The sequence below is a fragment of the Rhodococcus koreensis genome, assembly GCF_900105905.1.
In the GTDB taxonomy this organism is placed as follows: Bacteria; Actinomycetota; Actinomycetes; order Mycobacteriales; family Mycobacteriaceae; genus Rhodococcus_F; species Rhodococcus_F koreensis.
This window is the reverse complement of record NZ_FNSV01000007.1, coordinates 101,469-113,080: the sequence shown is the minus strand read 5'-3', so window position 1 is coordinate 113,080 and position 11,612 is coordinate 101,469. Positions and strand designations below refer to the sequence as shown.

Below are 11,612 nucleotides of genomic sequence, written 5' to 3'. Positions count from 1 at the left end.
CGCCCGCCGTTCCCGACGAGATCCTGCAGCCGATGCTCGCGGCGGCGCTGCACCTGATGCAGGTCCTCGGCCCGCACGCGGTCGCATTGAACCAGCAGGTCCGCGAACACGACCGCGTCCATTCGGTCAGATCGGACAGCGGCGTCAAACCACCACCTCTGCGGTCGACGACATCGTGACCGTGTTGGCCGACTACACCAGGACAGGGACGCGCTGCCCGACACGAAGACCATGAGATCACCAAACGGCTGGCCGCCGGATGGTCAGCCGACGACCTACTGCTGCCCGTCGCCACCGGGATTCTCGCCAGGCAGGCCGGACGCCGCAATATCGACTCCCGTTGGTTGCCGCGACTGCGCGGACCGCTCACCAACGCAGTCGCCCGCGTCGGGGTCGAGAAGGTATTCGCTCGCGACGCCGAACAGGCGCCGACCGCCGACGGCGCGACACGGCCCTGGAGCCTGCCGCTGCACCGATCGCAGGCCGTCGCCGTGGTCGGGATCGTCCGAACAGCCGCGATCATCGTGCTCTCGGCATCATCAGGGATGCGCAGCAGCGAGTTGATGGAACTACGTGTTGGCTGCCGCCGCCCGATCGAGGAACCCATACCCGGGCTCATGCGCTACCGCATCGCCAGCAAGATCGTCAAAGGCCAGCCGCTCGGCGGCACCGACGACGAATGGGTCGTCATCGAACCGGTCCACCGAGCTGTCGAACTCATCGAACAACTGCACGACGATCCACGCGATGATGCTCTTCTGTTGTCCCGGTTCAGCTTCCGGGTCCGTTACATCTGGTTCCGCAACTGGGTCAACTCTTCGGCAGGAGAACGCCTGGGCCTGGCCCCAATTCCCGAGGGACCGGTCTCACTGCGGATGCTCAGAAGAACGATCGCGCTGGAATTGGCCTATCGCCCCGGGGGTTCTCGCAGCAAAACTGCAGCTCAAGCATATCGCAACCGCAACAACCGAAGGCTATGCGGCCCGGCCGGGTGGCGCTCAAGCCGAGTTACTGGCCGAGGTCAACAAGCATGAAGCCGACCGCAACCTTCAGCTGATACTGGCCGAGTTCCACAACTACCGCAACGGCATCCTGCCCTCCGGCCCCGGCGCACGAAACCTCACCGAGTTCTTCGCCACTGTCGACGCCGACGTGAACGCGGAATCGGCTGCGGCACCGAAGGTGCAGCGCAACGATCGCGACATCCTCAACCTGCTGTCCAAACGAGCCAAGGTCCTGCACCTGGGCCCGGCGAACTACTGCTGGTTCGTCGACCCGTCCCGCGCCCTCTGCCTCAAGCTGGCCGGCACCCCGACCGCGACGCGGCCGATGATCGGCATGTGTGACTCGGCGCGTTGCCCGCAGGCCACCCACCACGATGTCCATCGCTCCGTCTGGGCCGAGCACGCCGAACGCACCAAGATCTTCCTCGGCCAACTCGGCAAGACTCGCGCCACCGAGCGCACCCGCCTGCAAGCCGACCACGACCGCGCAGTCCGGGTCATCGCCGATATCGACACGGCCACAACCACCGCGAGCGGGGACCTGCCATGAGAATCAGTGCCGACCAACGCACCCAGAACGAGAACCGCATTCGCGCCGCCATCGACCGACTGCTGCGCGGCGAGATCCCACCCGGCGGAGGCTGCGACATCAAGACCCTCGCCGCGGAGGCCGGCGTCGATCGCACCGCCTTCTACGGCAGCAGGCCCTACGCGCACCTACGCGCCGAGTTCGAACACCGGCTTGAGCAGCTACAGAGCAACGGCGACACCCCCGACCCGAAGACTGCGCAGATCGAACGACTGAAAGCAGAGATAGACAAGCTCAAAGAGCGCCTGAACCAGGCCCATTCGACCATCGAGGAGCTCACCGACTTCCGCGGCCAGGCACTGGCGAGGCTGGCCGCACAGCACGAAGAAATCCTCCGCCTCCGCGCCGCCGCAGACCCGAACACCACCGTCACCGCCTGCCGACGACACGCCAGAAAATCATCGGGCCATGCTGACGCGAGATCGAGCGGTGACGTCAGTCACAAACACTAACGTCTTATCGCTACACAGGCGGCCACGAGCGTCGCGAACTCCGCGCCGGAGACCCTCCATTTCAAACGCAACACGAAACCCGACCGCACACGGCCTCTGCGGACACAAGGCACACCTGGGCGACCGAACTCGCCAATGCCGGAATGAGCCTGCAGGCGTTGATGGCGCTGCTCGGGCACGTCACTCCTCAGATGACTCTCCGCTACGCCACCCTCGCATCGCCGACGCTGCGCGACGCCTACGACCAGGCCATGGGCAAGATGCGGCGGCGGTTCACCCTCACCCCGGTCGGCAAACCGATCGTTCCCGACACCGTCAGCTGGCTCGGCAGCGAGATGCTCAAAACCCGCCTCGCCCATGGCTACTGTTCTCGGCACGAGGCGGCCGGAGCCTGTCCCTATGCCAACATCTGCGAGACCTGCGACAACTTCGTCACCGGACCCGAATTCCGCGACACGCTCGAGGCGCAACGCACCGACGTCCAGGCACTCGAAGCCGATGCCTGCGACCGCGGCTGGCCCGACGAAGCTGCTCGCCACCACCGCGTTGCAGACGCCCTGACCGATCACCTTCACCGGCTCGACCGCTGACCCAAATCGCGAACCTGAGGTTGACCCACACGCGAAGGCCGGTTAATCGAACGATTGAACAAGGAGATCAAACGCCGCGCCGATGTCGTCGAGATCTTCCCGAACCCGGCAGCGTTCCTCCGGTTGGCGACGGCGGTGGTGATCGAAGCGCACGACGAGTGGCAGGTCACCCGCCGCTACGTCTCAGACGTCAGCATGGACGAGCTCAAAGTCATCATCGCCGCCAAACAACGCGCCTCGACTGACGACACGACGCCGCAATCGTTGACACCCGAACTCGAAACCGCATAACCTACAAAATGACTCGTTGATCACGAACCAGATGGTTCACCGATCCGAAGTACACCACCCCATGGGACGCTGTCTTCCGAGTTCGGTGCGTACTTCACCCAAGACGCGATTGTTCGCACGGTTGCGGGCAGTATTGCGGACCTTGCGGGGGTTCCGATCGAAGACCTACCGGAGCTTGCCGAGCGGGTTGCGCGGCAGCGACTCTTCACGGCTCTGGAACTTCACCCGGAATCGGTGCTGTCCCTTCGCTACGAGTCGGCGCCGAACACATGGGCAGTCATCACTCCGACCGCCGGCACGGTGCCCTACGGCCTGGCGGAAGTGGGTCCGGCGACCGAGCACCACACACCGACCGAAGTGGAGGGGCCATGACAATGCCGTGGCAAGATCACGAATCGCAGGGGTGCCGACCCGCGATGAGCCGACCGATCCCCGCAACCAGTTGGCCCGTGGAGATCGAGATACGAGAAACCGACGCGGAGCCCACCTGCTCACGGGCCACGGCGCGCCTGCACACTCGCGATGAGACCATCGAAGGACAGGGCGAGGCCGGTTGCCGTTCCCGACACGCCGACACAGTCCAGGTCAGTCGCCAGATGGCCGCCGCACGTGCCTTGACTGACCTGGCGCACCAACTGTTCGAGCTGGCAGCCACCGACGACGCGGCTGCGTGCGCCCACGGGCACAGGGCTCGCGAAACCGGATGTGGGCTGTGAGCAACCGTCATGACCATCATTCCCACATCGCCGTCCACGAACTCGGTGAAACCGAACTTCACCGACTACGACGGTGAACGCACCCGGTTCTCGTGGTCTGACATCGAGCGTCAGCTCGGGCCCGCCCCCGGCGGCTGCAACATCGCCTACTATGCAGTCGACCGCCACGACTGCGATTCGCACCGGAACGAGATCGCCTTCCGATTCGTGGGGCCGAACACCAACGATGTCGGCGAGCTAGCCACCACGGAGATGACTTTCGGGGAATTCGCACTCCAAGTCCGCAAGTTCACCGACGTGCTCCGCGAACTCGGCGTCGGCAAAGGCGACCCCGTCGTCGTATTCACCGGCCGGATCCCGGAGCTGTACGTCAGCATCCTCGGCGCGTTGCGCAACGGAAATATCGTGTCGCCGTTGTTCTCCGCCTTCGGCCCCGAGCCGCTGGCCACGAGAATTCGACTCGGCGACGCTCACGTACTGGTAACCACCGAGCAGCTGTACCGGCGACGGGTGGAGAAGATCCGCGGCTCGCTGCCCTCCCTCCGACACATTCTGGTGGTGGGGGATTCCGGATCGACCACCGACATTCCGGACACGCTCGACTTCCACAGTGCGATGGCGGACGCCGACGGGGACTGCGACATCACCCCGACCTCCGCCGACGATGCTGCCCTGCTGCATTTCACCAGTGGAACCACCGGTACCCCGAAGGGTGCGATCCACGTCCACGGCGCCGTGGCCACACATTATGCAACCGGACTGTACGCCCTCGACCTGCATCCCTCGGACGTGTTCTGGTGCACGGCCGATCCGGGCTGGGTCACCGGCACGTCGTACGGGGTGATCACACCGCTGTTGCACGGCGTCACGTCGATCGTCGACAGCAACGAATTCGACGCCGAACGGTGGTACCGCATCCTCGAAGAGCAGGCCGTCACGGTCTGGTACACCGCGCCGACCGCGATCCGCATGCTGATGAAGTCCGGTCCGGAGCTGGCGCACAAGTACTCCCACCCGAACCTGCGGTTCATCGCGAGCGTCGGCGAACCGCTCAACCCCGACGCCGTGTTGTGGGGACGAGATGTGCTCGGACGGCCCATCCACGACAACTGGTGGCAAACCGAGACGGGCGGCATCATGATCGCCAACACACCCGGCTTCGCCATCAAACCGGGATCGATGGGTCGACCGCTTCCCGGCATCGACGCGTGCATCGTCCGGCGCACAGACGATGGCGGGACCGCACCCGTCGAAACACCGAATGTGGAGGGGGAACTCGCGATACGACGCGGCTGGCCCTCGATGTTCCGCGGCTATCTGAACAACGACGACCGGTACCGGCGTGCATTCGCCGGCGACTGGTATCTGACCGGCGACCTGGCCAAGCGCGACGCAGACGGCTACTACTGGTTCGTCGGCCGCGCGGACGACGTCATCAAATCGGCGGGTCATCTCATCGGCCCTTTCGAGGTCGAGAACGTCCTCATGGAACACCCCGCGGTCGCCGAAGCCGGAGTCATCGGTAAACCGGACCCGATCGTGGGGGCCGTGGTCAAGGCCTTCGTGTCCGTGAAGAAGGGCCAGAACCCGGACGACGCCCTGCGCCGCGAACTTCTCGGGCACTCCCGCAAGAAGCTCGGCGCTGCGGTCGCCCCCAAAGAGATCGAATTCGTGGACGTCCTCCCGCACACACGGAGCGGCAAGATCATGCGCAGGCTGCTGAAGGCACGCGAACTCGGTCTACCGGAGGGAGACACATCGACCCTGGAGGTAGGCGGATGACTGCCCCGGACTTTCCCTACGACAAGACGTTCGCGGTCGAGTTGCTGACGGACATGCTGCGCATCCGCCGCTTCGAGGAGAAGGCAGCAGAACTGTACGGTGCCCAGAAGATCCGCGGCTTCCTGCATCTGTACGTGGGGGAGGAAGCGGTCGCGGTCGGGGCCCTGCATGCGTTGTCTCCGGGCGACGCGGTGGTCGCGACCTACCGCGAACACGGCCACGCGCTCGTGCACGGTGTCCCGATGAACGCGATCATGGCCGAGATGTTCGGGAAACGCGAAGGCTGTTCGAGGGGCCGAGGCGGATCGATGCACCTCTTCGACGCCGCCACCCGCTTCTACGGGGGCAATGCGATCGTCGCCGGCGGCCTACCACTCGCGGCCGGCCTGGCGATGGCAGACAAGATGCAGGGCAAGCGCCGGGTGACGGCCTGCTTCTTCGGCGAAGGTGCCATGGCGGAGGGCGCCTTTCACGAGACCATGAATCTCGCATCCCTGTGGCAGTTACCGGTGCTGTTCTGCTGTGAAAACAACCTGTACGCCATGGGAACAGCCTTGTCCCGTTCGGAATCGCAAACGGATCTGTGCGTCAAAGCCGCGTCGTTCGACGTCCCGACGCTCAAGGCGGACGGGATGGATGTGATCGCCTCATTGCACGCGGCCCGCTCCGGTGCCGCCCACGTCCGCACGACCGGAGGCCCCTTCTTCATCGAGTTCCAGACGTACCGATTTCGTGCCCATTCGATGTTCGACCCAGAACTGTATCGCGACAAGGCGGAAGTGGAGTCGTGGAAGGAGAGGGGCCCGATCCACACCTTCTCGGCACGGCTCAAAGCGCTCCAGTTGTTCTCGGAGGAGGAGTTCCTCCGTATCGACGACCGCGTCATGTCGGAGGTCGATGCTGCGGTGACCTTCGCCGAGGCCGGTACCTGGGAGGCGCCGGAGGATCTCCTGCGCGACGTACTCACACCGGCGCAAACCGAGGAGGCGTCGTGAAAATCACCTTCCGAGATGCGATGCGGGAAGCGATCCGTGAGGCAATGCACTCCGATCCGCGGGTGTTTCTCATGGGGGAAGACGTGGGACGCTACGGCGGTACATACGCGGTGTCCAAGGGCCTGCTCACTGAATTCGGGGAGGAGAGGATCCGCGACACCCCGCTCTCGGAGTTGGGTTTCGTGGGCATCGGTATCGGGGCGGCCGTGGGCGGGATGCGCCCGATCATCGAGGTGATGACCGTCAACTTCAGCCTGCTCGCTCTCGACCAGATCGTGAACACCGCGGCATCGCTCCGGCACATGTCGGGCGGACAATTCTCCGTCCCAGTGGTGGTGCGCATGGCGACCGGCGCCGGCAGGCAACTCGCCGCCCAGCATTCGCACAGCCTCGAGAACTGGTATGCCCACATCCCCGGCATCCGGGTCCTGGCGCCCGCGACGGTGGCGGACGCGCGCGGCATGCTCCGACCCGCCCTCGCGGACCCCGATCCGGTGATCATCTTCGAACACACCCAGCTGTACAACTCGTCGGAAGACCTCGAGGGACCCGTCCCGGTGAACATCGACTCGGCAGCGGTACGCCGGGAGGGAAGCCACATCAGCCTGATCACCTACGGTGGTTCGCTGCCCAAGGTCCTCGCCGCCGCCGACGTCCTGGCGGAGAAGGGAATCGCCGCCGAGGTCGTCGACCTTCGGGTGCTGCGCCCCCTCGACACCGATACCATCGCTGCATCGGTCCGAAAGACACACCGCGCCGTGGTGGTCGACGAGGGCTGGCGCACCGGCAGTCTCGCGGCGGAAGTCATGGCGCAGATCGTCGAACGCGAATTCTACGAGCTCGACGCGCCACCTCGCCGCGTGTGCAGCGCCGAGGTCCCGGTGCCCTACGCCAAGCATCTCGAATACGCGACCCTCCCTCAGGTCGAAACCATTGTGTCCACGGCATGGAATGTGATCGGCGATCGGTAGGAACGAGGCACTGTCATGTTCGATTTCACGCTGCCTTCCCTGGGCGCCGACATGGACGAAGGAACGTTGACGGACTGGTTGGTCAAACCCGGGGACGCGGTCGAGCGCGGTCAGGCGATCGCGACGGTCGACACCGTGAAAGCGGCCGTGGACGTGGAGATCTGGCAGAGCGGCACCGTTCACCGACTCCTCGTCGAGCCCGGAACGACCGTGTCGGTCGGAACCCCGTTGGCAACCCTGATCAGCCCCGGAGAATCACCACCACCGGAGCGACCTACGGCCGATGCGGTGCCCGGCACCACTGCGGCCGCCCCCGCACCGGAACCGGCACCGCGACGCAAGGTCTCGCCCAGGGCGCGCAGGGAAGCGGAAAGAGCAGGAATCGATCTCGCCGGTGTCACCGGGACAGGCGCCGACGCTGCGGTCACGCTCGACGACGTCCAGCGCGCGGCAGCCCATGGCGTCGAGCACGGACCGGCCGAGGCCAAGACCCGCGACATGCGCGGCGCCATCGCCGCGTCCATGAGCCGCTCCAAGCGGGAGATCCCACACTACTACCTGATGGACGAGATTCCACTTCGGACGGCGACGGACTGGTTGCGCACCGAAAATGCCGCCCGCCCGATCACCGAACGAGTCCTCCTCGCCGCCGTGCAACTCAAGGCAGTAGCGCTCGCTGCCCAGCAGTTCCCGGACCTCAACGGGTTCTGGCTGGACGGCGAGTTCCGGCCGGCACCCCACATCCACCTCGGGGTGGCGATCTCGCTGAGAGGAGGCGGTCTGGTCGCTCCCGCGATCCACGACACCGCCGACAAACCCCTCTCCCAGCTGATGGTGGAACTTAACGATCTGGTGACCCGCGCCCGCGCCGGCTCGCTGCGCAGTTCCGAGATGTCGGACCCGACGTTGACCGTGACGAACCTCGGCGAACACGGGGTCACCACGGTATTCGGTGTGATCTATCCGCCGCAGGTGGCGCTGGTGGGTTTCGGGAAACCCAGTGAACGCCCCTGGGTGTTCGAGGGTGAACTGCAGGTCGCGACGGTGGTGACCGCCACCCTCGCCGCCGATCATCGTGCCAGCGACGGAACACGGGGTGCACAGTTCCTGAGCCGAATCAACGAATTGCTCCAACAGCCGGACACGTGGTGAGGACGACGATGAACGCTGAATCGATCGACTCGAAAGTTTTGCACGCATTGCGGGATATCGCTCCGGAGATCGAGGACGAGGAGGTGTCTCCGGACGTGCCGTTGCGCGATCAGGTCGATCTGGACTCGATGGACTGGCTGAACTTCCTGGTGCGCCTGCATGCCGTGTTCGACGTCGATATCCCGGAATCCGACTACGCGACGCTGGTGACCGTGGAGGACATCGTCGAATACATTTCGTCGCATACACACGCCTGACGAACGAGCGACTACGGCGCGATCTCGGCCGCCGCTCGGGTGGCGGTGCTGCGCGGTGTTCGTCGCCGGTGCCATCGCCACAGTTCGTCACATCCCCAGACGACGAATGGTAGCGGAAGGAGCCACAGCACCTGGTTCCACTGTGGGGGTACGGTGCCGAAAACCTGTCGAAGCACCGGCACTGTGACGACCAGCGCGGCAAAACACACCTCGAAGGCGATGCCCCACAGCAACAAGGGATTGGAATTGACCCCTACCTCGGTGAGCGACGCGTGTTCGGTGCGCGCGGCGAACGCAGTGCCGATCTGACAGGCAACGATACCGAGGAAGCTCATTGTCGTCGCCGATTGCCAGGTGTGGTGCAGGTTTCCGGCACCCACATCGGCACCCACATACCAGCCGCCTTCGAGAAGTGTCGTGAAGAACAGTGCCATCACCAATACTGCCGACACACCTCCGAGCAGGCCCCACGACCGGACGAGGATTCCCCGGTCGACCACGTTCTGGGTGCGCGTGCGCGGACGCCGATCCATCAGGCCCGGTTCCGCCTTCTCCCGACCCAACGCCAGCGCCGGCAAGGTCTCGGTGCCCAGGTCGATGGCGAGGATCTGCATCACCGTTAGGGGGAGGGGAACCTGTCCGCCGGAGAGCGCGTAGACGAGGAACGGCACCACCTCGGGGGTGGCGTGCGCGAAAATGTAGACGATGAATTTGCGGACGTTGTCGTAGACCCTCCGGCCCGCCTCGACGGCGCTGACGATGGTCGCGAAATTGTCATCGGTGAGGACCATCGTCGCGGCCTCCCGCGCGACATCGGTGCCCGACCGCCCCATCGCCACACCGATATCGGACCGTCGCAACGCGGGAGCGTCGTTGACGCCGTCACCGGTCATGGCGACGACCTGCCCGCTGTCGCGCAGGGCGTCGGTGATCCGTAACTTCGCCTCGGGGGAACTGCGAGCGAAGATCAACTCGACGTCGGTGGCGAGCAACCTGTCCAGATCGGGTTCGGGCATCTGCTCGAGTTCCGCGCCGGTGACGACCCGCAGACCGGCGTGCCCAATCCCCACGCTCCGTGCGATCCCTCGTGCGGTGAGGCCGTGATCACCGGTGACGACGATGATCCGAATTCCCGCCGAATGACACCTGGCGACGGCCGCCGCCACTTCCGGGCGCGGAGGATCGAGCATCGCCGCGATTCCGAGGAGGGTGAGGTCGCTCTCCGCCTCCCCCCGCGTCAGTCCCGGGTGGGTGGCCGCGTCGAGGTCGCGCTCGGCGACGGCGAGCAGACGCAGACCTTCTCGCGCCCAGTCGCGTATGAGGTTCGCGGTGAACTCCCGATCGGAACCGGTGAAGACCCTGTCCGCACCCGCCGGACAGGCGATGCGGGTACACCGGTCCAGAATCTCTTCGGGCGCTCCCTTGACGTGAACGTGCAGCCTGTCGCCGATACGATCGACGGTGGACATCCTGCGCAACTCTGGGTCGAAATGGAACTGCGACAACCGGATTGCGCCAGCGGCCTCACCTGTGACTCCCAAGGACAGCGCGGCGTGCAGCAACGCCACCTCCGTCGGATCACCGGGTTCGACACCGGAACTCGGGCGGCGGATCTCCGCGCTACAGCACGCGACGACGGCCCGGGCCGCCCGACCTGCCGGAGCATCCGGTGCCGGAACGGCGACGGAGCCATCGAATGTCACGACACCGTCGGGGGTCCACAACTTGGTGGTGCGCATCCGGTTCATCGTCAGGGTGCCGGTCTTGTCGGTACAGATGACGCTGGTGGAACCGAGAGTCTCCACGGCCGACAGGCGTTTCACGAGGGCGCCCTGTCGGGCGAGAGTGCGCACGCCCACCGCGAGAGCCAAGGTGATCGTGGGCAGCAATCCCTCGGGCACGTTCGCGACAAGCAGACCGATGGCGAAATTGACCGAATCGTCGAGCGACAATCCCGCCATGAGCGTCCCCAGCGGGATGAACGCCAGACCCATCGCTACCGCAACCGCCGCGATCAGCCAGGCCACGCGCTTCACCTGTTTCTCGAGGGGGCTTTCCTCGTGGCCCACGCGTTGTGACAGCGCAGCGATGCGTCCGAGTTCGGTATGCATTCCGGTGGCGAACACGACCGCGGTGGCATCGCCGCCCACAACGTTGGTGCCGCTGAAGACGATGTCCGGCGCCTCGATCAACGGTCCCGTGGTCGACCCGGCGTCGAAGCGGATCAGAACCGGCACGGACTCACCGGTGAGTGTCGACAGATCGACCTCGACCGATCCCGACAGAAGTCGCGCATCGGCAGACACCCGGTCGCCTTCGGACAGGAAGATCACTTCACCCGGCACCAGTGACCGCACGTCGACCGTCTCCGTCGTTCCCTGACGGGCGACGCGCGCCCTGGCCGGCAGAAACGCCGCCAGCGCCTCGACCGCCTGCTCGGCGTGCCGTTCCTGCACGAACGCAAAGGCGGCGTTGAGCAGGATCACGATGACAATCGCGACACCCAGCGGTGCCGAACCGCTGATACCGGCGAGAACGGCAGCCATCCACAAGAGCAGCGCCAGCGGATGCGTGAACTGGCGCACTAGTTGTCGGGGCCAGGCGCGACCGTGATGCCGTATCAGTTCATTGGTCCCGTAAACGAGTGTTCGCCGCTCCGCTTCTCTCGGGGACAGGCCGTCCCGTCTGGTGCGGAGGTCACGCAGAAGCCGGTCAGTCGACTCCTGAGGGTCCACCTGCGCAGTTTCGGTCGCTGTCACCATCGCGCTCCTGGTCGTCGGGCCATTCCAGCACGGATGAGGTGGGACGGGCCG

10 protein-coding genes and 2 pseudogenes are annotated in these 11,612 nt (G+C 65.4%); 11 read left to right on the top strand and 1 reads right to left on the bottom strand.

Features of this window, described 5'->3' with window-relative positions; genetic code table 11:
• The first annotated feature begins 344 nt into the window (after positions 1 to 344).
• From BLV94_RS51370 to BLV94_RS46910, 11 genes and pseudogenes are all read left to right on the top strand, one after another.
• Positions 345 to 1,034 carry a hypothetical protein gene (locus tag BLV94_RS51370; RefSeq protein WP_244163955.1) on the top strand — a complete coding sequence of 230 codons (690 nt, stop codon included), beginning with the start codon at positions 345 to 347 and terminating at the stop codon, positions 1,032 to 1,034.
• 118 nt (positions 1,035 to 1,152) lie between these two features.
• Positions 1,153 to 1,554 carry a hypothetical protein gene (locus tag BLV94_RS51365; RefSeq protein WP_244163953.1) on the top strand — a complete coding sequence of 134 codons (402 nt, stop codon included), beginning with the start codon at positions 1,153 to 1,155 and terminating at the stop codon, positions 1,552 to 1,554.
• Positions 1,551 to 2,045, top strand: a complete 495-nt coding sequence (locus BLV94_RS46955) for a BREX-1 system adenine-specific DNA-methyltransferase PglX (RefSeq protein WP_244163952.1) — start codon at positions 1,551 to 1,553, stop codon at positions 2,043 to 2,045. Before BLV94_RS51365 ends, BLV94_RS46955 begins: the two co-directional genes overlap by 4 nt.
• 92 nt (positions 2,046 to 2,137) lie before the next feature.
• Positions 2,138 to 2,635, top strand: a pseudogene (locus BLV94_RS48195) (tyrosine-type recombinase/integrase); the annotation flags it as partial.
• 45 nt (positions 2,636 to 2,680) lie between these two features.
• Positions 2,681 to 2,926 (top strand): annotated as a pseudogene (locus tag BLV94_RS46940) (transposase); the annotation flags it as partial.
• Between the two features lie 269 nt (positions 2,927 to 3,195).
• Positions 3,196 to 3,642, top strand: a complete 447-nt coding sequence (locus BLV94_RS46935) for a dsRBD fold-containing protein (RefSeq protein ID WP_341866528.1) — start codon at positions 3,196 to 3,198, stop codon at positions 3,640 to 3,642.
• 9 nt (positions 3,643 to 3,651) lie between these two features.
• Positions 3,652 to 5,424, top strand: coding sequence for an acetate--CoA ligase (acsA, locus tag BLV94_RS46930; RefSeq protein ID WP_072951315.1), 1,773 nt, complete (start codon positions 3,652 to 3,654; stop codon positions 5,422 to 5,424).
• Positions 5,421 to 6,419, top strand: coding sequence for a pyruvate dehydrogenase (acetyl-transferring) E1 component subunit alpha (gene pdhA, locus BLV94_RS46925; protein WP_072951317.1), 999 nt, complete (start codon positions 5,421 to 5,423; stop codon positions 6,417 to 6,419). Before acsA ends, pdhA begins: the two co-directional genes overlap by 4 nt.
• The gene (locus BLV94_RS46920) at positions 6,416 to 7,390 is read left to right on the top strand and encodes an alpha-ketoacid dehydrogenase subunit beta (RefSeq protein ID WP_072951319.1); all 975 of its coding nucleotides are present in this window, start codon (positions 6,416 to 6,418) and stop codon (positions 7,388 to 7,390) included. Before pdhA ends, BLV94_RS46920 begins: the two co-directional genes overlap by 4 nt.
• 15 nt (positions 7,391 to 7,405) lie before the next feature.
• Positions 7,406 to 8,542, top strand: coding sequence for a dihydrolipoamide acetyltransferase family protein (locus BLV94_RS46915; protein ID WP_072951321.1), 1,137 nt, complete (start codon positions 7,406 to 7,408; stop codon positions 8,540 to 8,542).
• A gap of 8 nt (positions 8,543 to 8,550) precedes the next feature.
• Positions 8,551 to 8,799 (top strand): acyl carrier protein, encoded by a 249-nt coding sequence (locus tag BLV94_RS46910; RefSeq protein WP_072951331.1) that lies wholly within the window; start codon positions 8,551 to 8,553, stop codon positions 8,797 to 8,799.
• An 11-nt stretch (positions 8,800 to 8,810) separates the two neighbouring features.
• On the opposite strand, the gene BLV94_RS46905 is transcribed toward BLV94_RS46910, so the two are convergent.
• A complete protein-coding gene (locus tag BLV94_RS46905) occupies positions 8,811 to 11,561 on the bottom strand; it encodes a cation-translocating P-type ATPase (RefSeq protein ID WP_072951324.1) in 2,751 nt (916 codons plus the stop codon).
• Positions 11,562 to 11,612: the final 51 nt, after the last annotated feature.